The sequence below is a fragment of the Jongsikchunia kroppenstedtii DSM 45133 genome (genome assembly GCF_000380485.1).
Taxonomy (GTDB): Bacteria; Actinomycetota; Actinomycetes; order Mycobacteriales; family Mycobacteriaceae; genus Jongsikchunia; species Jongsikchunia kroppenstedtii.
This window is the reverse complement of the sequence record NZ_AQYG01000045.1, coordinates 115,267-141,193: the sequence shown is the minus strand read 5'-3', so window position 1 is coordinate 141,193 and position 25,927 is coordinate 115,267. Positions and strand designations below refer to the sequence as shown.

26 protein-coding genes and 2 pseudogenes are annotated in these 25,927 nt (G+C 65.5%); 18 read left to right on the top strand and 10 right to left on the bottom strand.

What is annotated here, in order from left to right; all coding sequences use genetic code 11:
• Nucleotides 1-121: 121 nt before the first annotated feature.
• The 3 genes and pseudogenes from G341_RS21595 to G341_RS0109400 form a co-directional block, all read left to right on the top strand.
• Nucleotides 122-502 (top strand): annotated as a pseudogene (locus tag G341_RS21595) (DUF5318 family protein); the annotation flags it as partial.
• 98 nt (nucleotides 503-600) lie between these two features.
• Nucleotides 601-2,958 carry a transglycosylase domain-containing protein gene (locus G341_RS0109405; protein WP_018178876.1) on the top strand — a complete coding sequence of 786 codons (2,358 nt, stop codon included), beginning with the start codon at nucleotides 601-603 and terminating at the stop codon, nucleotides 2,956-2,958.
• 8 nt (nucleotides 2,959-2,966) lie between these two features.
• Nucleotides 2,967-4,571, top strand: a complete 1,605-nt coding sequence (locus tag G341_RS0109400; RefSeq protein ID WP_018178875.1) for a glycosyltransferase family 87 protein — start codon at nucleotides 2,967-2,969, stop codon at nucleotides 4,569-4,571.
• On the opposite strand, the gene G341_RS0109395 is transcribed toward G341_RS0109400, so the two are convergent.
• Both G341_RS0109395 and G341_RS0109390 read right to left on the bottom strand, forming a co-directional pair.
• A complete protein-coding gene (locus G341_RS0109395) occupies nucleotides 4,509-5,099 on the bottom strand; it encodes a GNAT family N-acetyltransferase (protein WP_018178874.1) in 591 nt (196 codons plus the stop codon). The genes G341_RS0109400 and G341_RS0109395 overlap by 63 nt on opposite strands.
• 5 nt (nucleotides 5,100-5,104) lie before the next feature.
• The gene (locus G341_RS0109390) at nucleotides 5,105-6,550 is read right to left on the bottom strand and encodes a hypothetical protein (protein ID WP_018178873.1); all 1,446 of its coding nucleotides are present in this window, start codon (nucleotides 6,548-6,550) and stop codon (nucleotides 5,105-5,107) included.
• 181 nt (nucleotides 6,551-6,731) lie between these two features.
• Here G341_RS0109390 and rpsF point away from each other — a divergent pair, with 181 nt between their 5' ends.
• The 4 genes from rpsF to rplI all read left to right on the top strand — a co-directional run bounded on the left by rpsF (nucleotide 6,732) and on the right by rplI (nucleotide 8,461).
• Nucleotides 6,732-7,019, top strand: a complete 288-nt coding sequence (rpsF, locus tag G341_RS0109385) for a 30S ribosomal protein S6 (RefSeq protein ID WP_026303457.1) — start codon at nucleotides 6,732-6,734, stop codon at nucleotides 7,017-7,019.
• Nucleotides 7,020-7,147: 128 nt separating this feature from the next.
• Entirely contained in the window at nucleotides 7,148-7,660 is a 513-nt protein-coding gene (locus G341_RS0109380) for a single-stranded DNA-binding protein (protein ID WP_018178871.1), read from the top strand.
• A 79-nt stretch (nucleotides 7,661-7,739) separates the two neighbouring features.
• Nucleotides 7,740-7,994 (top strand): 30S ribosomal protein S18, encoded by a 255-nt coding sequence (gene rpsR, locus G341_RS0109375; RefSeq protein WP_018178870.1) that lies wholly within the window; start codon nucleotides 7,740-7,742, stop codon nucleotides 7,992-7,994.
• A 14-nt stretch (nucleotides 7,995-8,008) separates the two neighbouring features.
• Nucleotides 8,009-8,461: a 50S ribosomal protein L9 gene (rplI, locus tag G341_RS0109370; RefSeq protein WP_018178869.1), complete on the top strand. Its 453-nt coding sequence runs from the start codon at nucleotides 8,009-8,011 to the stop codon at nucleotides 8,459-8,461.
• Between the two features lie 69 nt (nucleotides 8,462-8,530).
• Here rplI and G341_RS23045 read toward each other — a convergent pair whose 3' ends face one another.
• On the bottom strand, nucleotides 8,531-9,043 hold the full coding sequence (locus G341_RS23045; protein ID WP_018178868.1) for a hypothetical protein: 513 nt from the start codon (nucleotides 9,041-9,043) through the stop codon (nucleotides 8,531-8,533).
• 675 nt (nucleotides 9,044-9,718) lie between these two features.
• On the opposite strand from G341_RS23045, the gene dnaB reads away from it, so the two are divergent.
• The 3 genes from dnaB to G341_RS0109350 all read left to right on the top strand — a co-directional run bounded on the left by dnaB (nucleotide 9,719) and on the right by G341_RS0109350 (nucleotide 13,524).
• Nucleotides 9,719-11,572: a replicative DNA helicase gene (dnaB, locus tag G341_RS0109360; RefSeq protein ID WP_018178867.1), complete on the top strand. Its 1,854-nt coding sequence runs from the start codon at nucleotides 9,719-9,721 to the stop codon at nucleotides 11,570-11,572.
• Nucleotides 11,573-11,786: 214 nt separating this feature from the next.
• Nucleotides 11,787-12,218 carry an RrF2 family transcriptional regulator gene (locus G341_RS0109355; RefSeq protein ID WP_026303456.1) on the top strand — a complete coding sequence of 144 codons (432 nt, stop codon included), beginning with the start codon at nucleotides 11,787-11,789 and terminating at the stop codon, nucleotides 12,216-12,218.
• A gap of 79 nt (nucleotides 12,219-12,297) precedes the next feature.
• The gene (locus G341_RS0109350) at nucleotides 12,298-13,524 is read left to right on the top strand and encodes a globin domain-containing protein (protein WP_018178865.1); all 1,227 of its coding nucleotides are present in this window, start codon (nucleotides 12,298-12,300) and stop codon (nucleotides 13,522-13,524) included.
• An 82-nt stretch (nucleotides 13,525-13,606) separates the two neighbouring features.
• On the opposite strand, the gene G341_RS21585 is transcribed toward G341_RS0109350, so the two are convergent.
• Nucleotides 13,607-14,188, bottom strand: a complete 582-nt coding sequence (locus G341_RS21585) for a DUF6636 domain-containing protein (protein WP_018178864.1) — start codon at nucleotides 14,186-14,188, stop codon at nucleotides 13,607-13,609.
• 238 nt (nucleotides 14,189-14,426) lie between these two features.
• Between G341_RS21585 and G341_RS0109340 the strand changes: the two genes are divergently transcribed.
• Nucleotides 14,427-14,921, top strand: a complete 495-nt coding sequence (locus G341_RS0109340; protein WP_026303455.1) for a DinB family protein — start codon at nucleotides 14,427-14,429, stop codon at nucleotides 14,919-14,921.
• A 94-nt stretch (nucleotides 14,922-15,015) separates the two neighbouring features.
• Here G341_RS0109340 and G341_RS0109335 read toward each other — a convergent pair whose 3' ends face one another.
• On the bottom strand, nucleotides 15,016-15,579 hold the full coding sequence (locus G341_RS0109335) for a dihydrofolate reductase family protein (protein WP_018178862.1): 564 nt from the start codon (nucleotides 15,577-15,579) through the stop codon (nucleotides 15,016-15,018).
• 140 nt (nucleotides 15,580-15,719) lie between these two features.
• Here G341_RS0109335 and G341_RS0109330 point away from each other — a divergent pair, with 140 nt between their 5' ends.
• The 3 genes from G341_RS0109330 (at nucleotide 15,720) to G341_RS0109320 (ending at nucleotide 17,390) form a co-directional block, all read left to right on the top strand.
• Nucleotides 15,720-16,307, top strand: coding sequence for a dihydrofolate reductase family protein (locus tag G341_RS0109330; protein ID WP_018178861.1), 588 nt, complete (start codon nucleotides 15,720-15,722; stop codon nucleotides 16,305-16,307).
• A gap of 9 nt (nucleotides 16,308-16,316) precedes the next feature.
• The gene (locus tag G341_RS23770; RefSeq protein WP_018178860.1) at nucleotides 16,317-16,457 is read left to right on the top strand and encodes a hypothetical protein; all 141 of its coding nucleotides are present in this window, start codon (nucleotides 16,317-16,319) and stop codon (nucleotides 16,455-16,457) included.
• A 414-nt stretch (nucleotides 16,458-16,871) separates the two neighbouring features.
• Complete coding sequence (locus tag G341_RS0109320) at nucleotides 16,872-17,390, top strand: nuclear transport factor 2 family protein (RefSeq protein ID WP_043451116.1); 519 nt, start codon at nucleotides 16,872-16,874, stop codon at nucleotides 17,388-17,390.
• On the opposite strand, the gene G341_RS0109315 is transcribed toward G341_RS0109320, so the two are convergent.
• Both G341_RS0109315 and G341_RS0109310 read right to left on the bottom strand, forming a co-directional pair.
• Nucleotides 17,376-18,272: a TIGR03619 family F420-dependent LLM class oxidoreductase gene (locus G341_RS0109315; protein WP_026303454.1), complete on the bottom strand. Its 897-nt coding sequence runs from the start codon at nucleotides 18,270-18,272 to the stop codon at nucleotides 17,376-17,378. The genes G341_RS0109320 and G341_RS0109315 overlap by 15 nt on opposite strands.
• Nucleotides 18,273-18,393: 121 nt before the next feature.
• Complete coding sequence (locus tag G341_RS0109310) at nucleotides 18,394-19,230, bottom strand: mycofactocin-coupled SDR family oxidoreductase (protein WP_018178857.1); 837 nt, start codon at nucleotides 19,228-19,230, stop codon at nucleotides 18,394-18,396.
• A 181-nt stretch (nucleotides 19,231-19,411) separates the two neighbouring features.
• Between G341_RS0109310 and G341_RS0109305 the strand changes: the two genes are divergently transcribed.
• Nucleotides 19,412-20,998, top strand: coding sequence for an FMN-binding glutamate synthase family protein (locus tag G341_RS0109305; protein WP_018178856.1), 1,587 nt, complete (start codon nucleotides 19,412-19,414; stop codon nucleotides 20,996-20,998).
• Between the two features lie 26 nt (nucleotides 20,999-21,024).
• On the opposite strand, the gene G341_RS0109300 is transcribed toward G341_RS0109305, so the two are convergent.
• Complete coding sequence (locus tag G341_RS0109300) at nucleotides 21,025-21,498, bottom strand: carboxymuconolactone decarboxylase family protein (RefSeq protein WP_018178855.1); 474 nt, start codon at nucleotides 21,496-21,498, stop codon at nucleotides 21,025-21,027.
• A gap of 98 nt (nucleotides 21,499-21,596) precedes the next feature.
• On the opposite strand from G341_RS0109300, the gene G341_RS0109295 reads away from it, so the two are divergent.
• From G341_RS0109295 to G341_RS0109285, 3 genes and pseudogenes are all read left to right on the top strand, one after another.
• Nucleotides 21,597-22,106, top strand: coding sequence for a VOC family protein (locus tag G341_RS0109295; protein WP_018178854.1), 510 nt, complete (start codon nucleotides 21,597-21,599; stop codon nucleotides 22,104-22,106).
• Between the two features lie 13 nt (nucleotides 22,107-22,119).
• Nucleotides 22,120-23,166, top strand: coding sequence for a maleylacetate reductase (locus tag G341_RS0109290; RefSeq protein WP_018178853.1), 1,047 nt, complete (start codon nucleotides 22,120-22,122; stop codon nucleotides 23,164-23,166).
• Between the two features lie 24 nt (nucleotides 23,167-23,190).
• Nucleotides 23,191-23,859: pseudogene (locus G341_RS0109285) on the top strand (phosphoribosyltransferase); the annotation flags it as partial.
• Nucleotides 23,860-23,869: 10 nt separating this feature from the next.
• Here G341_RS0109285 and G341_RS0109280 read toward each other — a convergent pair.
• Complete coding sequence (locus G341_RS0109280) at nucleotides 23,870-24,613, bottom strand: pirin family protein (protein ID WP_018178851.1); 744 nt, start codon at nucleotides 24,611-24,613, stop codon at nucleotides 23,870-23,872.
• Nucleotides 24,614-24,696: 83 nt separating this feature from the next.
• A complete protein-coding gene (locus G341_RS0109275) occupies nucleotides 24,697-25,914 on the bottom strand; it encodes an NAD(P)/FAD-dependent oxidoreductase (protein ID WP_018178850.1) in 1,218 nt (405 codons plus the stop codon).
• Between the last annotated feature and the right edge of the window lie 13 nt (nucleotides 25,915-25,927).

Below are 25,927 nucleotides of genomic sequence, written 5' to 3'. Positions count from 1 at the left end.
GCGCCGATATAACCGGGGTGCGCTTAGCTGCTTCTGACCACGTCGATGCGCAGCGGCCACGTACTCTTGACGGGTGCCTGATGACCGCCGAACCGTCGCCCCGCAGCGCGGTGCCGCTTCGATGCAGCGGCAGATCGTCGACTATGCGTTGCAGCGACGTCGACGGCTTGCCGATGTGACGGCTGGGCGGGTGCAGATGGAGCAGGTGTGTGACGCGGATCGCTACCTCTTGCGAGCTGCGCAATACCACGGGCGACCTGCGGAAACCCTCTGCCCGATCTGCCGCAAAGAGCAGCTCACATTGGTGTCGTGGATATTTGGTGACAAGCTGGGTTCGGCGAACGGGTCGGCCCGGTCGGCTGCGGACATCGCGCGACTGGCCGACGAGACCGAGGAATTCACGGTCCACGTCGTCGAGGTATGCCGAACATGCAGCTGGAACCACCTGGTCCAGTCGTATGCGACCGGCCTGCCGCCCCGGCCGAAGCGTCCCCGGACGCGGGCCGGGTCGACCGGGGGACGGAAGAACGACAGTGGCCCGACGACGGGCGCGACGTCTGACTCGCCTGTACGACAGGCGACGAGCATGGAGAAGTATCTGTGAGTTTTGGTTCTGGGAATTCCCGCAGCGGTTCGGGGCAGCTGTCGCGGGAAGAGAAGGCGAAGCGTCAGAAGATCGCCGCCTGGGGTCTGGGCATCGTCGGTGGCTTCGTGCCGTTCCTGGCGCTGGTCGGCGTCCTCACCTTCCTGGTCCTCTATGCGACGACCGACGTTCCGTCGCCGGATGAGGTCAAGCAGAACCAGGTCGCCACGATTCTGGATGACCAGGGGCACGTCATCTCGCGGATCGTGCCGCCGGCCGGCAACCGCACCGACGTGAAGTTCGAGGACATTCCGGAGCCCGTTCGCCAGGCGGTGATCGCGGCGGAGGATCGTGACTTCGAATCGAACTCGGGCTTCTCGATCTCCGGCCTGACGCGTGCGGCCTGGGGGCAGCTGACCGGCAACGAGGTTGCCGGCGGTGGTTCAACCATCACGCAGCAGTACGTCAAGAACGCGATCGTCGGTGATCAGCACTCCTATATCCGCAAGTTCAAGGAACTCGCGATCTCGACCAAGATGGCCAACGAATGGTCCAAGGACGACATCCTGGGCGCCTATCTCAACACCATCTACTACGGGCGCGGCGCCTACGGCATCGCGTCGGCGTGGAGGGCGTACTTCAACGAGGACATCACCAAGCTGAAGTACAACCAGATGAACCCCGCGCAGCAGCAGGCGCTGATTGCTAAGGCGGCCGTGATCGCATCGTCGATCCGTTCGCCGTCCTACTACGACCCGGACAACAATCTTGCTGCAGCGCAAGGTCGTTGGAACTATGTTCTCGACGGCATGGTGGTCACCAAGTACCTGACCAAGGAACAGCGCGCGCAGTTCACGCTGGCGCAGTACCCGAAGGTCGCGCCGCCGCCGTCGACCGACAGCTCCGACCCGCAGTCGAACGGGCCGAACGGGCTGATCAAGCAGCAAGTGCTGTCGGAGCTCGAATCGTTGGGCATCTCCGAGCAGGACGTGCAGACCGAAGGCCTGAAGATCACCACTGGCATCGATCCGAAGGTGCAGGCGGCTGCGGTCAAGTCGGCCAATGATCAGTTGGAGAACGACCCCAACCCGGACGATCCGAAGTCCGCATGGCGGACCGCGGTGGTCTCGATCGACCCGCGCACCGGCCGCGTCCAGGGCTATTTCGGCGGTAACGACGGGCACGGCTACGACTACGCGCAGGCCGCGCTGCAGGCGGGATCCTCGTTCAAGGTGTTCGCCTTGATCGCGGCACTTGAGCAGGGCGTGCCGCTGTCGAAGGTGTACAGCTCGTCGCCCTTCACGGCCCCGGGCGGCACGACGATCACCAACTCCGACGGCGAATCGTGCGGGAGCTGCAACCTGGCGACCGCCCTCAAGATGTCGTTGAACACCGTCTACTACCGACTGATGATGGACTTGCAGGGCCAGGCGCAGGCGGTGGCCAACGCCGCCCATGCGGCCGGTATCGCCGAGAGCTTCGGAGACATCGCGCACACGCTGCAGCAGCCCGACGGCGGCGTCGAGGGCGGCGTGGTCCTGGGTCAGTACGGCGTTCGCGTGCTCGACATGGCATCCGGCTACGCGACGATCGCGGCCTCCGGGATCTACCGGCCGGCGCACTTCGTCACCAAGGTCGAGACCTCCGACGGCCGGGTCCTCTACGACGATGGCTCGAAGACCAAGGGGGAGCGCAAGTTCTCGGCGGCGGTCGCGGACAACACCACCGCGGCGATGCAGCCGATCGCGTCCTACTCCAACGGCCATGGCTTGTCCGACCCGCAGACCGGCAGCAGCCGTCCGTCCGCGGCCAAGACCGGTACCACCCAGCTGGGCGACACCGGGCAGAACAAGGATGCCTGGATGGTCGGGTTCACGCCGCAGCTGTCGACCGCCGTCTGGGTGGGCACCAATGGTGGTGTGGCATTGAAGAATTCGTCCGGCGGAATCATGTACGGCTCGCAGACGCCGTCCGAGATCTGGCAGCAGGACATGAATGCCGCCCTCTCCGGCGAGGAGATCATGCAGTTCCCGTCGCCGACCGAGATCGGCGGGCAGGCGGGTGTCCCGTACGAGGCCCCGGCGTACACGCCGCAGACGACTCGTCCGCGACGGACCACCGAGGACTTCCCGGGTCAGAATCAGCTGCCGTCGGCGGTGACGCTGGCCCCGGGAGTGACGATTCCGTTGCCGGGCAACGGCAATGGCAACGGAAACCAGAATCCGAACCAGTACGGCAACGGGGGCGAGAGTCCCAATGAGAACGGCAACGAGAATCTGGGGCCGAACGGTGGCGCGAATAGTCCGAATCAGAACGGGAACGGCCGTAACAACGGCGGGGTGAACCCGGTACCCGGCCTCGGGCCCGGTCAGTAGGGCCGCGGGTGCGACCTGATTCGAGGGCCGACGGTTACGAGTCACCGGCCCGGTACGCGGAGGAATGCCTTCCGGCGCAGGGTGAGCGGGATATCCCGAGCCGTACCGACGCGGTCGCACACGATTTCAGCCACAGTATCGGCGGTCCGATCGGCCGCCATGCGGTCATCGGCCGGCAGAAATATCTGACGCCGATCCGGTTCATCCTGTTGGTGGCGCTGCTTTTTCTGGCGCTCGGCTGGTCGACGAAGGCTGGCTGCCTGCAGCAGCACACCGCGCCCGATGGGCCGGACAAGGGCAAGCTGGTGCTCGACTGGGACGGCAATCGGCCGTTCACGGCGATGTGCTACTCCGACATCATCCCGCTCTATACCGCCGAGATGCTCAACGACAAGAAGCAGTTCCCTTATCTCGCAAGCTGGTTCGACAACGAGGGCAAGCCCAACCAGGTGCAGCGGTACATGGAGTACCCCGTGCTCACCGGTATGTATATGTATGTCTCAGCGCGGGTGACCGACGTATGGATGGGCAGCCCGCTGCCGAAACCGCTTGCCGTGGTGGCGTTCTTCACCATCGTGGCGTTCGGCCTGGCGTTGTTCTGGTTGGTGACGGTGTGGGCGACGGCGATTCTCGCCGGTCGGCGCATCTGGTCGGCGATGCTGGCCGCCGCGTCGCCGTTGGTGATGGTGCACGCCTTCACCAACTTCGACGCCATCGCGACGGCCCTGCTCGCGCTGGCGATGTTGTTCTGGGCCAAGAAGAATCCGTGGCTCGCCGGAACCTTCATCGGCCTCGGGATGGCCGCCAAGCTGTATCCCGCCTTTCTCCTGCTGCCGCTGCTCGTGTTGTGTCTGCGATCGGGCAAGATGCGCGAGTTCGGCATCACGGTATTGACGGCCGTCGCCGCCTGGCTGGCGGTCAATCTGCCCTTCATGGTGATCGCGCCGCGCGGCTGGTGGGAGTTCGTGCAGCACAACACCCAACGCGGACCCGATCCGGACACGATCTACAACGCGCTGAGCGTGTTCGGTGGAGTCGATTGGGGCGCAGACAAGTTCGGCCAGTCGAATGTTGTCAACTGGCTGTCGCTGCTGCTCTTCGTCGCGGTCTGCATCGCGATCGCCTACGTGGGCCTGTCGGCGCCGACGCGGCCGCGGGTGGCCCAGCTCATGTTCCTGGTGGTCGCCGGTTTCCTTATCACCAACAAAGTGTGGAGCCCGCAGTACTCGCTGTGGCTGGTGCCGCTGGCGGTGCTGGCCATTCCGCATACGCGAGTCCTGTTGGCCTGGATGGCGATCGACGCGTTCGTGTGGGTCCCGCGGATGGGTATGTATCTGGGTGTTTCGCACAAGGGCCTGCCGCAGGAGTGGTTCGTGAGCGCGGTGCTGGTCCGCGACGTCGCGGTGCTGGCGTTGTGCGCGCTGGTGGTCTACCAGATCTATCGGCCGAGCCAGGATCTGGTACGCGGCCGGGGGTTGCACACCGCCGACGATCCGATCGGCGGAGTGCTCGATCGGGCACCGGATTTGCTGCGGCTGAACGGAATACGGCTACGGCGTGATGCGCGCCCGGAGCCGGTCGCGGCAGTCGGGCCACTCGTCGTCGACCATTGAGTACTGGGCGGTGGTGCGCCAGCCGCCATCGACCGCCGGCCGATGCTTGCGGAGCAGTCCCTCGAAAGTGGTGCCCAGCTTGAGGATCGCCGCGCGAGACTGCGCGTTGCGTTCGTCGGTATGCCAGACGACGCGCACGGCGCCGAGCGTCTCGAACGCGTGGCGCAGCAAGAGGTACTTGGCATCGGGGTTGACGCCGGCGCCCTGCGCGGACGACGTGTACCAGGTGAAGCCGATCGCCAGCGACCGGTAGGTCGGCGAGATCTCGTAGTAACTGGTCGTGCCGACGATTGCGTCCGAGCGCCGGTCGGTGACGGTGAACGCCAGCCGATTAGGCGTATCCAGCGCCAGATTGATGAACTGCCGGGTCGCCTCGACACCGATGGGAACCGGCGTCCACGCGAAGGCCGCGGGATCGTCGATCGTGGCGGCGAGCGCCTCGGCGTCCGCGGGGGTGACGGGTGTGAGAACGACGCGGTCGCCGGTGAGCGTGGGGCCGCCGATCCAATCGCGGGGGAGGCTGGTCATGCGAGTCAGGCTAGGGACGGTTGCGCCGGTTCGCGAGTCAATATTCGCGCGGGGCCGAACTCCTGCCGGTAGCGCGGCGCGGCGCGGATGAACAGCACCAGCATCGCCAGCAGCACCACGACGCGTCCCCAGACGCCGAACTGCACGCCGAACATCACCCACCACTTCATCGGCTGATGGGCGTTGTCGATGCCGAACATGCGGAAGATGTTGACGTCCAACGCGAAATCGGCGAGGAGATAGACGATCACCAGGCTCCACGGCACCCGCAGCAGCAGGAAGAACGGCAGGATCCACAGGGTGTACTGCGGCGAATCGACCTTGTGCAGCACGATGAAGGCGCAGAGCATCGAGCCGCTGGCGCCGATCCACGGGAATGGATTGCCGCGCAACCAGACCTGGATGCCCAGCCACATCGCCAGAGCGAATCCCAGGACGACGAGCAACGGCGATAGGACGCCGACCAGGCTGTTGTAGGTCGGTGTCATGCCGTCGGTGAGATGTCGCAGGCCCCAGTACCAGATCGAGTTGGTATCGATGACGGCCTTGCGCTTGCCCTGGAAGTCGAGCGACGCCTTCCAGCCCGTGTAGCCGGCGATCATGAACGGCAGATTGACCGCGATGGCGGTGACCGCGGCGGTGCCGATGACCGCGAGGGAACCGCGAATGTCGAGTTCGGATCGCTTGGGGCGCACCGGATTGCGCCCGCCGGTGAGCACATAGAGCGCCAGTGGCAGCACGAACAGGCCCGGATAGAGCTTCAGGCAGAAGCCGAGCGCCAGCAGGATGGCCGCCACGCAGGCGCTGGTGCGCAACGGTATTCGCGATTGGCCGGTCTTCGGGTTGGTGCTCTCGCCGAACACCACGATCGCGATCGCTGCCACCGAGGTGAACACGACCGGCAGCTCCCAGTTGTGGAACGAGTACAGCAGCAGCGGCGGGGCCAGCACCCAGATCAGCGCCCACCAGCGCACCAGCAGGCCGAGCAGGATCGTCGTCAGGATGCCGAACGGCGCCAGCAGCAGCGCCGACTGGGCGAGGAACTCGTAGTCGGTGTGCGCGCCGATCGCGCCGAGGTACATCAGCACGCCCGACAGCACCGGGTATTCGACGACGCCACCGTACAGCTGGCCGCCCTCGGTGATGCCGCCGTGGATGTACGGGAAGACGTGGTTGTTGATGTCGCGGCCGATCCACAGCGACTGGATGTCGGTGTAGCAGGGGATCAGCTGGTTGCCGTAGGGGTGGCCGGCGGTGTCGTGGCCGGAGGCCCACCACGCGCTGCGTCCGTCGGGATGGAAGGGGGCTCCGGTGCAGTCCGACTTCAGGTGATAGCTCACGGCCATGACCGCCATGCTGAGCAGCACCAGGACCAGCAGCATCACCGCGGTCTCGCCGCGCATCGTGGTCAGTCGGGCGTAGCCGCGCCGGGCCAGAGCGGTGACAGACATGGGGATCACCCTAGGTGCCGCATCGGTTTCGTCCTATCTCAGGGGATTTCCTCCCACCAGGGGCGATGCGGTAGCCTGGGCCGGTTGTTTCCGGTGGCTTCGCCGCGGGAATCAGCAGGTTAAGACCCTCCTGCCACGGAACGTCCGTGGCCGAGTAGCCCATAGGAGGTGAAGTGGTCTTATGCGTAAATACGAATTGATGGTCATTCTCGACCCGAGCCTAGACGAGCGCACCATTGCGCCGTCGCTCGATACGTTCCTCAATGTTGTTCGCCAGGACGGCGGCAAGGTGGATGGCGTCGACATCTGGGGCAAGCGTCGGCTTGCATACGAGATCGCCAAGCAGAGCGAAGGCATCTACGCCGTCGTCGATCTGACGGCGACCCCGGACACGGTTAACGAGCTCGATCGTCAGCTAAAGCTGAACGAGTCGGTGCTGCGTACCAAGGTGCTGCGTCAGGCCAAGTAGGCGACAGCCCGGCTGCAACCGACCGGACGGTCTCATCGTCCAAGTTGCTAGATCGCCCTGACAGTGTCAGCAGACACACATAAGGTCGGCCTAACAGCTACCCAGCCACGACACGTAGGGGAGACGCCATGGCAGGCGATACCATCATCACCGTCATCGGAAATCTGACTGCCGATCCCGAGCTCCGGTTCACGCCGGCGGGTGCCGCGGTCGCCAATTTCACGGTGGCCTCGACCCCGCGCACCTTCGATCGCCAGACGAACGAATGGAAAGACGGCGAAGCCCTTTTCATGCGTTGCAGCATCTGGCGCGATGCCGCGGAGAACGTAGCCGAGAGCCTCACGAAGGGCGCTCGGGTGATCGTGTCGGGCCGGCTCAAACAGCGGTCGTACGAAACCCGCGAGGGTGAGAAGCGCACCGTGGTCGAGCTGGAATGCGACGAGATCGGTCCGTCGTTGAAGTACGCGACTGCCAAGGTCAACCGCGCTTCGCGCGGTGGCGGCAACAGCGGTGGCTTCAGCGGCGGCGGTGGCGGAGGCAACCGGGGTGGCGGCGCAAGCAGCCAGCCGGCCGACGATCCGTGGGGCAGCGCCCCGGCGAGCGGATCGTTCGGCGGTCAGTCGGACGACCCTCCGTTCTGACCTTTAAAAGAACAACTCTCCGGCGGCGCGAGCGGGCCGGAGAACACACAGTCGTATCAAGCAAGCGGAGTAACTAACGATGGCTAAGAAGCCGACTCGGAAGCCGCGCGTCGAAAAGGTCACCAAGGCCAAGGCGTGCACCTTCTGCAAAGAGAAGAACCTGAAGATCGACTACAAGGACACCGCGCTGCTGCGTCGGTTCCTGTCGGACCGGGGCAAGATCCGGTCGCGCCGGGTGACGGGCAACTGCGTCCAGCACCAGCGTGACGTCGCGATCGCCGTCAAGAACTCGCGTGAGGTGGCTCTGCTGCCGTTCACGTCGACGGCACGGTAAGGGAGAAGCAACAGATGAAGCTCATTCTTACCGCTGAGGTCGAGAACCTGGGTGTCGCCGGCGACACCGTCGAGGTCAAGGACGGCTACGGCCGCAACTTCCTGCTGCCGCGCGGCCTGGCGATCGTTGCCAGCCGTGGCGCCATCAAGCAGGTCGAGGGCATCCGTCGGTCGCAGGAAGCGCGCGCCGTGCGCGGCCTGGACCACGCCAACGAGCTGAAGCAGGCCATCGAGGGCCTCGAGGTCTCGCTGGACGTCAAGACGCATGACTCGGGCAAGCTGTTCGGCTCCGTCACCGCGGCCGACGTCGCCGCGGCGATCAAGGCCGCCGGTGGACCGGTTGTCGACAAGCGCACCGTGGAGCTGCCGAAGGGCCACATCAAGGCCACCGGCAAGTACCCGGTCGTGGTGAACCTGCACAGCGATGTCGCCGCCACGTTCAACCTGGACGTCGTCGCCGCGCAGTAGCCGCGCAGAAGCAGAACGAGGGGCCCGCAACCGATTCGGTTGCGGGCCCCTCGTCATGTCTGGGACGGACTAATCGTGCCGCTTGTCGCCCGCCGGGTAGTAGAAGTGATGACCCTCGGGCGAGACCACGAATCCGCGCCCCGGGCTGGTGCAGGCGACGACGGCCACCTTCAGCACGGCGCAGCTGCTGTTCTGAATGACGAGGCGCTGGCCCACGCCCAGAACCGGGGGCACCCAGGGTCCGCTCGGCAGGTTCGTGACAGACACCCACGGCGCGTTCCAGTTCCAGTACGGACCGTCGGTGTCGCCGGCGATGTTGACGCCGATGGTGCCGGGAGGAGCGTCCCGCGGAACGATGGTGCAGCCGGCGTACCCCTGTACCGGGCCGAACTTGCAGGTGCCATGGCCCGGAACACGGAAGAAGAAGGCGCCGTAGTCGTCCCACACCGGTGATCGGAACGGCTCGCTGTTCACCGTAGCCATGCCGCCGAGGTTCGGCGGTGCCTCGGCGATGGCCGTGCCGGCGCCCAGTCCGGCCGCGGTCATGGTGGCAGCTGCCACGACACCGATTGCGGCTGCCATCCGTCCAATGACTCGAGAAGTGGTCACGTCGTCTCCAAAGGTCGATGGGCCAGTCGTGATCCACATCACGACAGCAGGTCGAGTATTGCCTATCTCACCATGTACGACGAACGAGTGAAACACCGGTGTCGTTAAGCGGCGATCAGCTCTTCCACAAGCCGTGCATTGGTGGATATGGCCTGGACCAGTGGTTATAAGAAGTTCTGCGGTAATTGTCCCCAGGTTGTGCACAACTCCGTAGTGCTGTGACATCGGATTATTGGATGGGGTGAACAGCTTTGTGCACAGCCAAACCGGCGATGTGATGACACGCCCGGATGTCGGTTCCGAGCAAACACGCCGCGTGGCGGAAAACTAGATTGCTCCACAGCGGCGATCATCGCTATGACCTGTGGTGAAGCGTCTGACTATGGCCGTTGTCCACCCGGTTTAAACAGCCTTTACACAGGTGGTGCACACGCTCGGCGCGAGCTGTCCACAGGGTTGTCCACAGGACGGTTTGCCGGGGTGAAGCCCGGACCCCTAGCCTCTGTGGGTCCTGACAACGAGCGGTCCGCGAGGCCGGTGGTTGTCAGACCGGGACGGTATACCCAGTGCAGTTCAAATACCCAGTGCAGTTCAAATACCCAGTGCAGTTCATCGGTTGTAAGCAGCGCGTCGTTCGGAGGGGGCCAGGTGTCGCAGGTCGACGATCGTGAGGCCGGGCCGATCCCCGACGGGCCACCGCCGGAAGAAGAGTTCGGCCGGCAGCCGCCACAGGACATGGTGGCCGAGCAGTCCGTGCTCGGCGGCATGCTGCTGTCCAAGGATGCGATCGCCGACGTGCTGGAGGCGCTGCGGCCCAGCGACTTCTACAAGCCGGCCCATCAGGCCGTCTACAACGCGATCCTGGAGCTCTACGGCAAGGGTGAGCCCGCCGACGCGGTCACCGTCTCCGCGGAGCTCGAGCGTGCCGGCGAGCTGCGTCGCGTGGGCGGGGCGCCGTATCTGCACACCTTGATCTCGACGGTGCCGACCGCGGCCAACGCCGGCTACTACGCCGAGATCGTCGCGGAAAAGGCGCTGCTGCGCCGGCTGGTCGAGGCCGGTACCCGCATCGTGCAGTACGGCTACTCGGGGGCCGACGGCCAGGACGTCGCCGAGGTGGTCGACCGGGCGCAGGCCGAGGTCTACGACGTCACCGAGCGGCGGACTGCGGAAGACTATGTGCCGCTTGAAGAACTGCTGCAGCCGACGATGGACGAGATCGACTCCATCGCGTCGCGCGGCGGGTTGTCACTCGGCGTCCCAACGGGTTTCGCCGACCTCGATGACCTGACCAACGGCTTGCATCCGGGCCAGATGATCATCGTCGCGGCGAGGCCCGGCGTGGGCAAGGCGCTGGCGCTGGACACTCCGCTGCCGACGCCGACCGGCTGGACGACGATGGGCGCGGTGCAGCCGGGCGATTTCTTGATCGACGCGCAGGGGCGGCCGACGCGGATCGTTGCTGCGACCGAGGTCATGAATGGTCGGCCGTGCTACGAGGTGGAGTTCTCCGACGGCACGGTGATCGTCGCTGATGCGCAGCATCAGTGGTTGACGTCCTCGGCAGCGGATCCCGTCGATCGCGTGCGCATGACGCAGCAGCTCGCTGTCGAAGTCGACCTGCAGCACCGGGTCAGGCCGGTGGCTCATGCGCCTGCGCATCGATCGTCACGACAGTCGGGTGTAGCGCTGGCCGAGCGACCCGATCACCTCATCGTCGACGTGCGGCCGATCGAATCAGTGCCGGTTCGCTGCGTTCAGGTCGACAACGATGCTCATCTGTACCTTGCCGGCGAATCGATGATTCCGACGCATAACTCAACGCTCGCAATGGATTTCTTACGCTCATGCTCCATCACTCACGGCATGACGGCCGCCATGTTCTCGCTGGAAATGAGCAAGACAGAGATCGTCATGCGTCTGCTGTCCGCGGAGGCCAAGGTCAAGCTCGGCGACATGCGCGCCGGCAAGATGAGCGACGATGACTGGACGCGGTTGGCGCGGCGGATGGGTGAGATCTCCGAGGCACCGCTGTTCATCGACGACTCGCCGAACCTCACGATGATGGAGATCCGCGCGAAGGCGCGACGAATGAAGCAGCGACATGACCTGAAAATGGTTGTGGTGGACTACATGCAGCTGATGACATCCGGCAAGAAGGTCGAATCGCGTCAGCAAGAGGTGTCGGAATTCTCGCGAAGCCTCAAGCTGCTTGCCAAGGAGCTCGAGGTTCCGGTGATCGCGATCAGTCAGCTGAACCGTGGGCCGGAGCAACGCACTGACAAGCGTCCGCAGGTCTCCGACCTTCGTGAGTCCGGATCACTAGAACAGGACGCCGACATGGTCATCCTGCTGCACCGGCCCGACGCGTTCGAGCGTGACGACCCACGTGCGGGCGAGGCCGACATCATCGTCGGCAAGCACCGTAACGGCCCGACCGCCACGATCACCGTTGCGCACCAGCTGCATTTGAGCCGGTTCGTCGATATGGCGCGGGGGTAGTTCTTCTTTCTTTATCCACGCCACGCCTACCGGTGGCGACGGACGGTGGGGCCGGCCGCTCGTGCATCAGATTCACGCTGGTGCGGCGTCCGTCGACAACCGATTCGCGCAATCGACCTATTCGTGCAGGTAGAAAATCCGCATGAAACGTCGTGTTTGAGAACACCTCGTCGAAGTATGGCTCGGCACAAACCCTGCTACTACCGTCCGTAGTATGCGACTCAGTCGATTCAGCGACCTCGGGCTCCGCGCCATGATGCTGCTGGCCGCCGCCGAGGACGGCCGATCTACCACCAAGACGATCGCCACCGCGGCACAGGCGTCCGAGCATCACGTCGCCAAGGCGGTTACCCGCCTATCTGCTCTAGGTTGCGTCTCTTCGGTGCGCGGGCGCGGCGGCGGTCTGCAGATCACCGAGCGAGGACGGTCGATCCCGGTGGGTCAACTGATGCGGTTGTTGGAAAATGATCGGTCCGTCGTCGACTGCGATGGCGGTCAACCGTGCCCGCTGATACCGGCCTGCCGCATGCGCCATGTTCTCGCCGACGCGCAGGCTTCGTTCTATGGGGAGCTCGACCGATACACGGTCGACGATCTCATGGGGCCGCAGCTATTGCCCCTGGTCGGCGCGCCGACGCAGAACTGATCCCAGTTCTATTCAAACGGATTGTGCACCAGGCGCATTCCGCCATTTAGCGATCGACAATTTCGGAAAGAGGATACCCATGACCATCACCCGTGATCTCGTCGCAACGCACAGGCTGAGCGACGAGCATGCCGACATGATTCGCGCCACGCTGCCACTGGTCGGCGCGAATATTGACTCGATCACAAAGACCTTCTACACCAGGATGTTCGGCGCACAGCCGTCGCTGCTGCGCAACCTGTTCAACCGCGGCAATCAAGCGCAGGGAACGCAGCAACGCGCGCTGGCGGCGTCTATTGCAACCTACGCCACCCACCTGATCGACCCGACCCTGCCACACCCGACGGAGCTGCTGTCGCGGATCGGCCATAAGCACGCCTCGCTGGGTATAACCGCCGACCAGTACGACATCGTCCACGAGCACTTGTTCGCCGCGATCGTCGAGGTGCTCGGTGCGGATACCGTGACCGCCGACGTTGCAGCCGCATGGGACGCCGTCTACTGGATGATGGCGCAGACCCTGATCGATCTGGAACACGCACTCTACGACGCAGCCGGTGTCGGAGCGGGCGATGTGTACAGGCGGGCACGGGTGGTCGAGCGTGTGCAGGACCCGTCGGGGACAGTTCTGATGACTGTTGCAGTGGACGGCGCAAGTGTGATCGAACACACTGCGGCACAGTATGTCTCGGTCGGAATCACGCTGCCCGATGGTGCCCGTCAGCTACGTCAGTACAGCCTGATCAATGCGCCCGGCGAGAACTACATCACGTTCGCGATCAAGCCGGTCGCGGCAAGGCCGGGCTGCCCGGCCGGCGAGGTGTCGAATTGGATCGCCGACCATGTCGCCGTAGGGGATCTGCTCGATGTCACCGTTCCGTTCGGAGACCTGCCCACCGCCGATCTGGGCTCCACCTCGGTTGTGCTGATCTCGGCTGGAGTCGGCATCACGCCCATGATCGGCATGCTCGAACACCTGGCGAAGGCGGCGCCCGAGACCCCGGTGCAGGTGCTGCACGCGGATGACGACGCGGCAGCGCATCCGCTGCGCGAGCGGCAGTCGATGCTCGTGTCGAAGCTGCCCAACGCAAGGCTCGACCTCTGGTACATGGATCCAGTCGGCACAGCAGCGGCCGCCGGGTTCATGGATCTGTCCGACATCTCGATCGACGAATCAGCGCATGTATTTCTATGCGGCGGAAGCAGCTTCGTGCACAGCGTGCGCAAACAGCTGACAGCCAAGGGCGTTGCGCCAGACCGGATCCACAGCGAACTGTTCTCGCCGAATGACTGGCTCCTCGACTAGGTGTCGAGTACCTAGCGCGACCAAGGCGTACTCGCCTATCAGCCCGTGGTCTCGTCAGTGGACTCGGCTTTCCCAGTCGGATCTAGAACTGTCGGGCCTGCTGCATCGACATGACGAATCCATGGCCGGAGCCGTTGGTACAGGTCATTCCGTCTTCGCGGGACGTGCAGGTGTAGCCGTTCGCGGAGATGGTGTAGCCGTAGGGCAACGCCTTGGGGTGCGGTGAGGTGAAGATGCCCTGGTTGAAACAGCTCGGTACCACCGAGTCGCCCTCGAACCAGAAGCCCCTGGACAGCGAGTTGGGCGGATACATTTCGTTTCCGGCGCAGGACTTCTCGGCGCCTGCGGGCACGGGTGCGTCTTTCGCCTGGCAGCCCGCGGTGAATTTGGCCGCACCCAGGCGGCACCAGATGTTCTTGGTCGGGGATACGAATGCGACGTCGTCGCCGATCCCGTCACGATAGTGAGCCGGGTCCGCGGTCTCGGGTTGCGATTCGCGAGGCGTGGGGACCGACCCGGCACTCGTGCTGTCGCCGGTTCCGATGGTTGACGGCGTGCTGGATTGCGGCACCGAGACGTCGGATTGCGACGCGTGATCCTGTCCGCATCCGGCGAGCAGGGCACCTATGCCGATCAACATCGCGGTCGTGAGGCGAAACTTCATGCGGGACCTACCGATTGGAATTAGATGAGCAGCGATCTTCTTTGCCGTCTCCTTCGCCGATCCCGGGTTCGGGCCGGTCACAGGGTTTTCCGTCGGTCACAGTGTAAGAGACGAACGCCGACCTGGCGTCTGATCAAGGTGGGCGCATGAAAGCCACGCGAATATGAGCAGCGTCAATACGTAGTAAGGAGAGGTAGATTCGGGACCGACTGCTGAGTCAGTCGACGGGAAGGTGCTGATGAATGCGTTCGATGTGCTTCTGAGCGACTCGCGGACCCAGCTGGATGCGTTCGTCGAGGACTATCGTCGCGCCCTCGAGGCCACCCTCGACGGACTGACCGAACAGCAGGCGCGCCGCCGGCTCGTGCCGTCGTCGACGACGCTGCTGGGGCTGCTCAAGCACGTCACCTGGATGCAGCGGATCTGGTTCGAGGTATGCATCGGCGGGAAACCGCGGCGCGAGCTGGGCCCGGTCCAGAGCCCGGAGGAGTCCTTTCGACTCGATGACGACGACACGATCGCCGGCGTTGTGGCGGCCCACCGGCGGGCCTGCGACACGGCCCGCGGAATCGTGGCCGATCTTCCGCTGGACGCCGTCGTGACCGGGCATCGAGCCGGGCCGCGCACGGTGCACTGGGTGTACCTACAGGTGCTGCGCGAGCTGGCGCACCACTGCGGTCACGCCGATATCCTGCGCGAGCAGATCCTTGCCGGTCGTGATGAACGCGTCTGACCCTCAGTCCCGAAGCTCGCAGACCGCCCGACATTTCGACGAATGAACACGGTTGGACAGCGCCCGGATGAAGGCGGTCAACGCGGTGCATTGCTCAGCGCTTCGTCTGGTACCTCGCCATGACCACGCCGCCGGGAAACGTCCGTGTCTCCACGAGGTTCAGGTTCACCCACTTGTCCAGCGCGGTGAAGAAGGGCGTGCCGCCGCCGACCAAGACCGGATGGGTGACCACCACGTACTCGTCGATCAGCCCGGCCCGCATGGCCGCGGCGGCCAGCGTCGCGCCACCGATCTCCATCGGGTCGCCGTCGTCGGCCTTGAGCCGGCTGATCTCGGCGACCGCGTCGCCGCTGACCAGCCGGGTGTTCCAATCGACCTTGTCGATCGTCGAGGAGAACACCACCTTCGGGGTCTCCCGCCAGTTCTTCGCGAACTCGATCTCCGCCTCCGTGGCTCCGGGCTGCTGGTCGCCGGCGGGCCAGAAGGAGCTCATCGTTTCCCACAGCTTGCGCCCGTACAGCGACATGCCGTTCGCTCGCTCCTGATCGAGCCACCACCCGAACAGTTCGTCGCTCGGCTCGCTCCAGCCGATGTCGTCGCCGGGTGCGGCGATGTATCCGTCCAGACTCAGATTCATCCCGTAGATCAGTTTGCGCATGGCGTCAGCCTTCCATCAGTCAGGTCTCCTGACATGTAGACCGGCATGGCGCGGGAAACTCATCGTTGCGGAAGACGAACGCCGACCGATGACTTTCGACAACCGGGCTGGTCTATCACCATGAGGCGGAAGGAGCCAGCATGGCGAAGTCGGTTCTGTATATGTCCATGTCCCTCGACGGGTTCATCGCGGGTTCGGACGACGGCCCGAGCAACGGTCTGGGGAATGGCGGGCTGCGGCTGCATGAATGGCTTGGCGAACCGGTCTCCGACTATCCGAAATTCGATCCGCCGGGACTGAGCGGACAGGTGTTCGCGGAGGTGATGGATACGGGCGCGGTGGTCGTCGGCCGAAAGACCTTCGACTACGCGGGCCACTGGAACGGTGACCACCACGGCGTGCCGATTTTCGTGCCGACGCGTGGCACGCCACCTGAGCCGCAGAGTGATTGGGTGCACTACGTGGCCGATGCCGCGACGGCGATACTAGAGGCGAAGGCCGCGGCCGGCGACCGCGACGTGATGGTGCACGGTGCGGATCTTGCGCAATCCCTGCTGCGCGCAGGTTTATTGGACGAGCTGCAGATCCACCTGGTCCCGGTCACGCTCGGTGCCGGACGACGGCTGTTCGGCACCGACCACCTCGAGTTCGAGCTGACGCGTGTGCTGGACGCGTCTGGTGTCACGCATTTGCGCTATCGGGTGGTGCCAGGGTCGATCGGAGACTGAGCCCGCTTCATGGTCCAGGAGCCGTTCCAAGCGATCGTGCATCGCGCGGAGCGCACCGGTGTGTTCGTTGGTCTTGGCGGCGAGCGAGATCAGGTCGCCCGCATCCTGTTTGCGGCCGACGGCATGCAGTTCGGTGGAGGCCCGGCGTAGATCGTCCGCCTTTTCGGTGAGAAGCATGCTCAGTCGAAGCATCTCGGCCGCGATGTCGTGCAGGCCGGTTCTCAGGTCGCCGGGTATGCCCATATTGCTGCTGCCTTTGTTCGTTGTGCCCCCGGTGCCGACGAATTTTAGGTGCGGATTGCGCCTTAGTCATCGTTGGGATCCCACTTGCGGGTGGGCAATTTGCGGACGCCACCTCGGCGGTCGGGCAACGTCACTTGATGTTCGCCAGATCAAACGCGTGACGACGACGCCTCAGTTGGACTACAGACCAGTTCGGACAATGAAGTCGGTTGCGGCAGTCCGGGTTTCGGATTTCGGATCCCGACAGTGTTCCGCTCTGTGGACGGTGGGAGCGATCGGCGAGGCGGGCGAGGCTATGTTCGGGGCGAGGGAGTGGTGTTGATGAGCAATGACGAGCGGACCGTCGCCGACCTACTCGATCGGCAGGCCATCCACGATGTGGTGCTGCGCTATTGCCGCGGCATCGACCGCCGCGATTTCGAGCTGGTCCGGAGCTGCTATCACCCGGACGGAATCGATCATCACACCGGATTCGACGGCAGTGTCGACGAGTATCTGGCGTGGGTGCGGCCCAAGCTCGAAGAACTCGAGGGCACGATGCATCACCTCGGCAATCATCTGGTCGAGCTGTACGGCGATCTGGCGATCAGCGAGACGTACGCGACCAACGTGCACTGGGGGCATCCGGAGATCGGCGCCTTCACCAGCGGAGCACGCTTCGTCGATCTCATGGAACGCCGCGACGGGCGCTGGGCGATCAAGGAGCGCTGGGCCGTTCGGGAATGGACGCGGTCCGATACCGGCCGCATGATCGCGCCGGAGGCGCCCGGTCCGCGTGGCACCCATGGCGAGTCGGATCTGGTGTACACGCTGCGGGAGCGGGTGTCAGGTCTGCTTTAGCTCGATCGTCCAGGCCAGGAAGTCATCGAGGTCGTCGACACCGACGCGCAGCACCGACGGTCGGACCAGCAGTGTGGTGGCGCCCTGTTCGGACCATTCGTGGGCAGTGGCCATGATGGCGTCGAAATCGACGTTCCCGGAACGATCTTCGATCAACGGCAGCAGTACCTGCACCTCGGCGGTGTCAGGATCGCGGTCGTGCTCCTCGAAGCACCGGCGCAGCAGCGCGACCCCTTCCTCGAACTGCGGCATGTCGGCCGGGTTGACCGTCCAGCCGTCGCCGACGCGGGCGATCCGTTCGAAATTGCGCTGCGACGGCGCCATTCCGAAGATCACCGGCACCCGGGACTGGACGGGCCGTGGCAGGCTGTGGAAGTCGGTGAACTCGAACCCGGCGCCGGCATGCGCGGCGGGTGGCGGCCCCCATAGCTCGCGACAGGCCGCCACCTGATCCTCGAGCCGGCCGAACCGCCGCTCGAACGGAACGCCGGCCGCGGCGAACTCCGCTTCCTGCCAGCCCACGCCCATGCCGATGTGGGCGCGCCCGCCGGACAGCACGTCGAGGGTGGCGATCTGCTTGGCCAGCAGCAGCGCCGGACGCAGCGGCGCCACCAGCACGTACACGCCCAGCTCGACCCGGGTCGTCACGGCGGCCATCGCCGACAGCATGCACATCGGTTCGGGCCATGGGCGTTCCAGGGCGAACGGGAAGCCGTGGTCGCGGACCCGGTCGGCATGCGCCTGCTGCGAAAAGCCGAGATGATCCGACGTGGTGATCAGGTCGACGCCGTGCCGGTCGGCGTCGGCCGCGAAGTCGAGCACCTTGCGGAAGTCTCCGTCGAACAGGTCCTCGACGCCGAACACGTCGACTCCCACTCTCATCGCTCACCTCCGATGCTCACGGCTCCGCAGACCGACAGGACGAAGTACGCCCAATTGTGCCGACGTTAACCGTCCGCGACCGCGGGTCCGTCAGATCACTTCCACTGACCGGAACGGCGGCTCAGGCGCTGACGCGGGCCGCCGCCCCGGCATCGACGGGGATGACGGTACCGGTGATGTGTGCGCTCGCGTCGGCCAGCAGGAACAGCACCGCGTGGGTGATCTCCTCGGGCTCCAGGAAGGGCACCGGTTGCCCGTGCAGCATGGTGAAGATCGGTGCGACATCCTCGCGGGTCGGGTGATCGAGGTCGGGCCGCATGATCGCGTAGAGCGCGTCGTTGTGCACCATCGCCGTCGAAACATTGCCCGGTGCAACGGCATTGACGGTGACGCCGGAGCCGGCCAGATCGAGGGCCGCGCTCTTGGTCATGCCGATGACGCCCCATTTCGACGCGCTGTAGGCGGTCAGGCCGGGGTTGGCACCGCGGCCCATCATCGAGCTGACCGTGACGATGCGCCCGTGGCCGCGTTCGGCCATGCCCGGCGACACCGCCGAGAGCGTGTTGAAGACGCCCGTCAGGTTGCTCGCGATCACCTCGTTCCAGACCTCCGGCGACATCTGCACCACGCTGTCGGCCACCGAGACTCCGGCATTGGCGATCGCGATGTCGACCGAGCCCAGCTCGGCATTCGCGCGGGCGACCAGATCGACCATCGCGGCGTGATCGGCCGTGTTGGCCTGCACCGCGATGCACCGGCGCCCGCGCTCGGTGACCAGACGCTCGGTCTCGGCCAGATCTTCAGGCGTGGCAAGCGGATACGGCACCGACGGACTGTCGGCGCACCGGTCGCAGATCACGATGTCGGCGCCGCGTTCCGCCAGCGCGAGCGCGTGGGTGCGTCCTTGGCCCCGCGCGCCACCGGTGATCAGTGCGACGCGGCCGGCGAAGTCGTCCATTGTGTACCTCCTGCTTTCGCAGCGATCCGGCGCCGGCCCGGGTGGCCGGCTGCTCCGGTGCCGACCGTACAACGCAGAATTTTCGGGTCGAGCGAAACGGACCACCCAGCGGGAGCGTTCGTAGGCCCGCGGGCCACCGATTCGAGCGTTGGGGCCGTTCGGTGGGAGTAGCGTCGCGGACATGAGTTTCTTCGTGGTCGGAGCCGTCGGAGTTGCGCTGCTGCTGGGGGCATTTGCCGCGATCGTCGGGTCGTGGGCATGGTGGCTGGTGGTCGCGATCCTGGCGGCTCTGCTGCTCCTCGGGCTCTATGACATTCTGCAACGCCGACATTCGGTGCTGCGGAACTATCCGATCCTGGGCCATATGCGGTTTTTGCTCGAATCGATCCGGCCCGAACTGCAGCAGTACTTCATCGAACGCAACTTCGACGGCCGCCCCTACGACCGCGACGTGCGCACCGTCATCTACGAGCGCGCCAAGGGAATTCACGGCGAGCTGTCCTTCGGCACCGAACGCGACATCGAAGAGGTCGGCTATGAGTATCTGGTGCATTCGACCGCGCCGGTGCCCGAACCCGCCGAGCCGCCGCGGGTGCTGGTCGGCGGGCCGGACTGCTCCCGGCCGCACTCCATGTCGCTGCTCAATGTGTCCTCGATGAGTTTCGGGGCATTGTCCGCCAACGCGATCCGCGCATTGAACGGCGCAGCCGCCCGCGGCGGATTCGCGCATGACACCGGCGAAGGCGGGCTGACGCCCTACCACCTGTCGGGTGGCGGCGATCTGGTGTGGGAGATCGGTTCCGGCTACTTCGGCACCCGGACCGCCGACGGGCATTTCGATCCGGACATATTTGCGGACAAGGCATCTCATGAGAGCGTCAAGCTGATCAACATCAAGCTGAGCCAGGGCGCGAAGCCCGGCATCGGCGGGGTGCTGCCGGCGGCGAAGGTCAGTCGCGAGATAGCCGAATATCGCGGTGTTCCGGTCGGCGAGAAATGCGTCAGCCCTGCTGCGCATTCGGCGTTCTCGACGCCGCGCGAACTCGTCGAGTTCGTGGCCCGCCTGCGCGAGTTGTCCGGCGGCAAGCCGATCGGGTTCAAGCTCTGCGTCGGCAGCCGCGTCGACGTCCTGGCCATCTGCAAGGCGATGGTCGCGGAGAACATCACGCCGGATTTCATCGTCGTCGACGGCGCCGAAGGCGGAACCGCCGCCGCCCCATTGGAATACGAGGATCACGTGGGTCTGCCGCTGACCGATGGCCTGATGACGGTGCACAACGCCCTGGTCGGGACCGGCCTGCGGGATCGCATCAAGGTCGGTGCCAGCGGCAAGGTCGCGGCCGGCAACGACATCGTCAAACGCCTCATCCAGGGCGCCGACTACACCAATGCGGCGCGAGCCATGATGATGGCCGTCGGCTGCATCCAGGCACAGCGCTGCCACACCAACAAATGCCCGGTCGGCGTGGCCACGCAGGACAATCGGCGCGCCCGGGCGCTCGATGTCGACGACAAGACGACGCGGGCGTACCGATATCAGGCGGCGACCGTGGCGCAGGCCGCGCAGATCATGGCGTCGATGGGGATCGACGACCCGGCCGAGCTGACGCCGCATCTGCTGCGCCGCCGGGTGACGTCGACCGAGCAGCGGTCGTATGCCGAACTGTATGAATGGCTTTCACCGGGAGAGCTGCTCGCGCAGGCGCCGCAGACCTGGCTAGGGGACTGGTCGGCGGCCACCGCGGACTCGTTTCGACCGCAGCGCTGATCCCGGCCGCCGCGGATCGACAGCGGTCAGTACAGGATGTGTCCGTCGGCGCCGCGCGCACGGATCGGATGCCGGCTGAGAATCGAGATCCGGTTGAAGGTGTTGATGGTGACGGCGATCCATTCCGCGGCGGCAAAGCCGTCCTCGCCGAGCACATTCCGCGCCGCCTCGAGATCCGCCACCGCGTCCTCGGTCAGGGGCAGCCGTGTCGCGGCCTCGGCGATGGACAGCACCGCGCATTCACGCTCGGTGTAGATGTCGGCCTCGCGCCAGCCGCCCAGCACGTCCAGTTTCTGCTGCGGCACACCGTATTTGCGCGCATCCCGCGAATGCAGATCGAGGCAGAACGCGCAGCCGTTCAGTTGTGACGCCCGGACCTTCATCAACTCGGCCTCGGTGTGGTCGATGCCTTGGGCGGCGGCGAACTCCGTCACCGAGGCCGAATACTTCTGGGCGGCAGACCACACCGCCGGGGCGGCCTTGTCGAGGTACGGGCGCATTCGATTCCTTACTCGCTCGGCTGCTCGTAATCTACAGGTAGTTGCGATCGAACCCAGCCGTCGGAGCCCGCCCCGACACCGTCGCGAGGAGGACCGTGATGACCACCGCCGAAGAGCAGCAGCGCTCGCAGAAGTTCGCCGTCCAGCGCGATGCGCTGCGCGAGCAGTACCTCGAACCCACCGAGACCCGGCCGGCATCGTCGGCCCGCGGATTGCATCACACCGCGCTCGTCAGCAGCGACGTCGAGGCGACCGTCCGCTTCTATCAGGGGATTCTCGAGTTTCCGCTGACCGAACTCATCGAGAACCGTGACTACCCCGGGTCCTCGCATTTCTTCTTCGACATCGGCAACGGCAACCTGCTGGCATTCTTCGATTTCCCCGGTCTTGACGTCGGCCCCTATCAAGAGGTGCTCGGCGGGTTGCACCATGTCGCGATCAGTGTCGAGCCCGCGCGCTGGGAACGTTTGCGCGACAAACTGATCGCGGCGAATGTCGAGCTGGCCGAGCACAGCGAGGTGTCGCTGTATTTCCGCGATCCGGACGGCGCACGTATCGAGCTGATCGCGGATCCGCTCGGGGAGATGTACGGATCGAAGGTTCTGTGACCCGCTGCGCCTGATGGAACCGTTCATCTGCACCACCTACCAGTCGCGGATCGTATTCGGCAGCGGCACAGTGGCTTCCCTGCAGGACGAGGTGGCGCGGCTCGGTGGGCGGCGGGTGTTGTTGATCGCAAGTAGTCGACACCTGCCAGTGGGGGACCGCGCGCTCGGCGACCTGATCGTGGCTCGATTCGCCGACGCGGCGATGCATACCCCGGTCGAGGTAACCGAGCAGGCGCTGCGGTCGGCACGCACCGCCGACGTCGACTGCGTCGTCGCGATCGGCGGCGGCAGCACCACCGGTCTCGCGAAAGCTCTTGCCGCGCGGGCTGATTACGCGCAGATCATCGTGCCGACGACCTACGCCGGATCCGAGGTCACACCAGTGCTGGGCGAGACGGCGAATGGCATCAAGACGACCCGGTCGGGTGCGGAGATCCTGCCAGAAACGGTCATCTACGACGTGGATCTCACGCTGGGGCTGCCCGCCGAGCTGACGCTGGTGAGTTCGATCAATGCGCTCGCACATGCGGTGGAGGCGCTATACGCGGCCGATGCGAACCCGGCGACCAGCGCGCTGGCCATCGAGTCGGTCGCCCGGATTGGGCAGGGACTCGCTGCGGTGCACGAGGATTCGTTCGACGCCGAGGGCCGGGCAGACTTGTTGGCTGGGGCCTGGCTCGCCGGCACCTGTCTGGCCTCGGTCGGAATGGGATTGCATCACAAGCTGTGTCACACACTCGGCGGAAGCTTCGGTCTGCCGCATGCACAGACTCACGCAGTCATGCTCCCACAGGCGATGCGCTACAACGCCACTGCGGCTTCGGACGCGATGGCGGCGATCGCCGATGCGCTGGGCGTGGTCGATGCGCCGGCGGGCGTCTTCGATCTTGTCGTGGCCCATCGCGGGCCGACATCGTTGGCATCGTTGGGATTCACCGATGCCGACATCCCGCGGGCGGTGGAGATCGCTCTGAACAAGCAGTATCCGAATCCGGCGGTAGTCACGGCCGAGGGACTGGCGGGACTGTTGGCGAACGCGGTCGCGGGACGTCGGCCGTGAGTACCCTGGATACGAGGAGACGTGATGGTCGACGCCAGGACAGCAGGGCTGCAACCGAATAGACCGTTTCGCGACCGGTGTGCGGCCGGCCGGGTGCTGGCCGATCTGTTGGCCGACTACCGCGGTGTCGACGATGTCCTCGTGCTCGGCCTGGCTCGCGGCGGCGTGCCGGTCGGCTTCGAGGTCGCCGCCGTGCTGCATGCCCCGCTCGACGCTTATATCGTGCGCAAACTGGGGGCGCCGGGCCACGAGGAATACGCTGTCGGTGCGCTGGCCGGCGGCGGTCGGATGGTGCTCAACGACGACGCGGTTCGGCAGTTGGGGCTGACATCCGAGGAACTGCGCCGGATCGCTGAGCGAGAGGGCCGCGAGCTGCGCCGTCGCGAGAAGGAGTACCGCGGCGACCGGCCACCGCTGGATGCCGCGGGCAAGACCGTGATTCTGGTCGACGACGGCATGGCGACGGGTGCCAGCATGCGTGCGGCGGTGCTCGCGCTGCGCGAGTCCGAGCCGGCACGGATCGTGGTCGCGGTGCCGGCCGCACCGGCGTCGACCTGTCGGGAGTTCACGCGCTTGGTCGATGACCTGGTGTGCGCGTCCATGCCGGAGCCGTTCATCGCGGTCGGGGCGTCGTTCGAGCACTTCGACCAGGTCAGCGACGACGAGGTGGTCGCGCTGCTGGCCACACCGACGACCTAGGGGCTCAGGCGAAGCTCGCGTGCATCTCCCAGATCAGAACCTCGCTCGGCTCGATCGCGGTGATCGATTGGCCGCCGGTATCGGTCAGCCGCACCGCGTCGCCCTGCTCCAGCGTTCCGGCCGACTCGAAGTCGACGCGTCCGCGCGCCACGAACACGTGCCCGAACGGAGCGTCCGGATTGGTGACCGCCGAACCGGTCTCGAGTCGCGCGACGTGTAGCGCCGCGTAGCGGTTGTGGAGGGTGATCGCCGTCTCGTCGCGATGGCGGCGCATGCCCGATGCGACGGTGACGAGAGTGTCGCGCGCCAGCTCGTCGGCGATATCCATCTCCTGATACGACGGCGTGATCCCCGGTTCGTCCGGCGGCAACCACATCTGCACGACATGCAGCGCCGGCTTCTCGTAGCGGCCGGCGCCGTTCTTCTCCGAATGCATGATGCCGGTGCCGGCACTCATCCGCTGGGCCAGACCGGGATGGATGATTCCCGAGTTGCCCGCCGAATCCTGGTGCACCACACTGCCTTCGAGTACCCAGGTGATGATCTCGGTATCGATATGCTGATGCGTGTCGAAACCCTCGCCGGGATCGACGATGTCCTCGTTGTGCACCATCAGCAGGCCGTGAGCATTCGCGGCGAGATCGAAGTTGCCGGTCGCGGGAAACGACTGCCGCGACTGGAGCCACTCGTTGTTCCAGAAGCTGCGCTCCCCGTTCCGAATCACTCGCACCCGGGCGTCTGCCGCCATCTCGTCACCTCTTCCGCCTTGCCTGCAGCAAGTCGGTTTCGAGGTGAACTATTCCCCGGGTGTGCGTACCGTGCAGCGCACGATCAGCCGCCGAGAGCCGAGTACGGCACGGAGGGATCGGTGAGCCGATCCGGATTCACCGGTGTGCCGGCCGCGATGAGCGGCTTCACCTCGTCGGGGACATCCCACACGTTCACGTTCATGGCGGCGAGCAGTCGGTCGCCCGGATCGAGCCAGAACGCCACGAACTCCCGCCCGGCAAGATCACCGCGGACGACGACCCGGGCGTCCGCGTCCTTCGGGACATCGCCGACATACTCCAAGCCCAGGTCGTACTGGTCACTGAAGAAGTAGGGGAGACGGTCATAGGTATCGGGACCGCCGAGTAGTGCCGCGGCCGCGGTGGCCGGCTGGTTCAGCGCCGTGGCCCAGTGCTCGACCCGGATCCGCCGACCCAGGATCGAGTGCTCCTCGTCGGCGATGTCGCCGACCGCGTAGATCGCCGGATCGGACGTGCGCAGCTGCGCGTCGACGAGCACGCCGCCGTCGACCGCGAGTCCGGCATCGCGGGCCAGATCTATACGGGGCCGCGCGCCGACGCCGACGACTACTGCATCGGCCGGAATCAACTCGCCGTCGGCCAGCCGCACGCCGTCCTCCTCGATGGTGCTGACCTGTGCGCCGAGCCGCAGGTCGACGCCGTGCGCGCGGTGCAGGTCGGCGAAGACGGGCGCGATGTCAGGACCGACCACGTGCAGCAGTGGCTGCTTCGCGGACTCCAGAACCGTGACGGCGGTGTCCAGCTCGCGGGCCGCTGCCGCGACTTCCAGCCCGATCCAGCCGCCGCCGATGATCACCAATCGCCGACCCGAGCCGAAGGTGGCGCGGATGGCGTCCGCGTCGGCATGCGTGCGCAGGGTGAGCGCCCGCTCGATGCCCGGGATCGGTAGTCGCACGGGTTCCGAGCCGGTCGCCAGCACCAGTGCGCCGTAGCCCTCGCGAGTTCCGTCGGCCAGCTCGACCTCGGCGGTATCGGGGTGCAGCGCGCTGACCTCGGACGACAGCCGCAGCTGAACATTGTTGTCGGCGTACCAGCCCTCGGGGTGGGTCAGCGCATCATCGAACGGCGACTTCCCCTGCAGATAGCTCTTCGACAGCGGCGGCCGCTCGTAAGGAAGGTCCGATTCGCTGCCGATCAGCGTTATCGGGCCGGTGTAGTCGGCTTTCCGCAATGCCTCGGCCGTCTTCGCGCCAGCCAGTCCGGCACCCACGATCACCACACTCGACGGTGTCTCGCTCATCGCTCCTCCTCCA

Excerpts from the sequence above, each read along its gene's own strand:
- G341_RS0109310 (WP_018178857.1), bottom strand. The coding sequence starts at position 19,230 with ATGGACGACTTCGCCGGCCGCGTCGCACTGATCACCGGTGGCGCGCGG.
- G341_RS0109275 (WP_018178850.1), bottom strand. The coding sequence starts at position 25,914 with ATGAGCGAGACACCGTCGAGTGTGGTGATCGTGGGTGCCGGACTGGCT.
- G341_RS0109280 (WP_018178851.1), bottom strand. The coding sequence starts at position 24,613 with ATGGCGGCAGACGCCCGGGTGCGAGTGATTCGGAACGGGGAGCGCAGC.
- G341_RS0109295 (WP_018178854.1), top strand. The coding sequence starts at position 21,597 with ATGACCACCGCCGAAGAGCAGCAGCGCTCGCAGAAGTTCGCCGTCCAG.
- G341_RS0109305 (WP_018178856.1), top strand. The coding sequence starts at position 19,412 with ATGAGTTTCTTCGTGGTCGGAGCCGTCGGAGTTGCGCTGCTGCTGGGG.
- G341_RS0109355 (WP_026303456.1), top strand. The coding sequence starts at position 11,787 with ATGCGACTCAGTCGATTCAGCGACCTCGGGCTCCGCGCCATGATGCTG.
- G341_RS23770 (WP_018178860.1), top strand. The coding sequence starts at position 16,317 with ATGGTCCAGGAGCCGTTCCAAGCGATCGTGCATCGCGCGGAGCGCACC.
- G341_RS0109290 (WP_018178853.1), top strand. The coding sequence starts at position 22,120 with ATGGAACCGTTCATCTGCACCACCTACCAGTCGCGGATCGTATTCGGC.
- G341_RS0109300 (WP_018178855.1), bottom strand. The coding sequence starts at position 21,498 with ATGCGCCCGTACCTCGACAAGGCCGCCCCGGCGGTGTGGTCTGCCGCC.
- G341_RS0109390 (WP_018178873.1), bottom strand. The coding sequence starts at position 6,550 with ATGTCTGTCACCGCTCTGGCCCGGCGCGGCTACGCCCGACTGACCACG.
- G341_RS23045 (WP_018178868.1), bottom strand. The coding sequence starts at position 9,043 with ATGGCAGCCGCAATCGGTGTCGTGGCAGCTGCCACCATGACCGCGGCC.
- G341_RS0109380 (WP_018178871.1), top strand. The coding sequence starts at position 7,148 with ATGGCAGGCGATACCATCATCACCGTCATCGGAAATCTGACTGCCGAT.
- G341_RS0109350 (WP_018178865.1), top strand. The coding sequence starts at position 12,298 with ATGACCATCACCCGTGATCTCGTCGCAACGCACAGGCTGAGCGACGAG.
- G341_RS0109315 (WP_026303454.1), bottom strand. The coding sequence starts at position 18,272 with ATGAGAGTGGGAGTCGACGTGTTCGGCGTCGAGGACCTGTTCGACGGA.
- rpsR (WP_018178870.1), top strand. The coding sequence starts at position 7,740 with ATGGCTAAGAAGCCGACTCGGAAGCCGCGCGTCGAAAAGGTCACCAAG.
- G341_RS0109330 (WP_018178861.1), top strand. The coding sequence starts at position 15,720 with ATGGCGAAGTCGGTTCTGTATATGTCCATGTCCCTCGACGGGTTCATC.
- G341_RS0109340 (WP_026303455.1), top strand. The coding sequence starts at position 14,427 with ATGAATGCGTTCGATGTGCTTCTGAGCGACTCGCGGACCCAGCTGGAT.
- G341_RS0109320 (WP_043451116.1), top strand. The coding sequence starts at position 16,872 with ATGAGCAATGACGAGCGGACCGTCGCCGACCTACTCGATCGGCAGGCC.
- G341_RS0109335 (WP_018178862.1), bottom strand. The coding sequence starts at position 15,579 with ATGCGCAAACTGATCTACGGGATGAATCTGAGTCTGGACGGATACATC.
- rplI (WP_018178869.1), top strand. The coding sequence starts at position 8,009 with ATGAAGCTCATTCTTACCGCTGAGGTCGAGAACCTGGGTGTCGCCGGC.
- G341_RS21585 (WP_018178864.1), bottom strand. The coding sequence starts at position 14,188 with ATGAAGTTTCGCCTCACGACCGCGATGTTGATCGGCATAGGTGCCCTG.
- G341_RS0109395 (WP_018178874.1), bottom strand. The coding sequence starts at position 5,099 with ATGACCAGCCTCCCCCGCGATTGGATCGGCGGCCCCACGCTCACCGGC.
- rpsF (WP_026303457.1), top strand. The coding sequence starts at position 6,732 with ATGCGTAAATACGAATTGATGGTCATTCTCGACCCGAGCCTAGACGAG.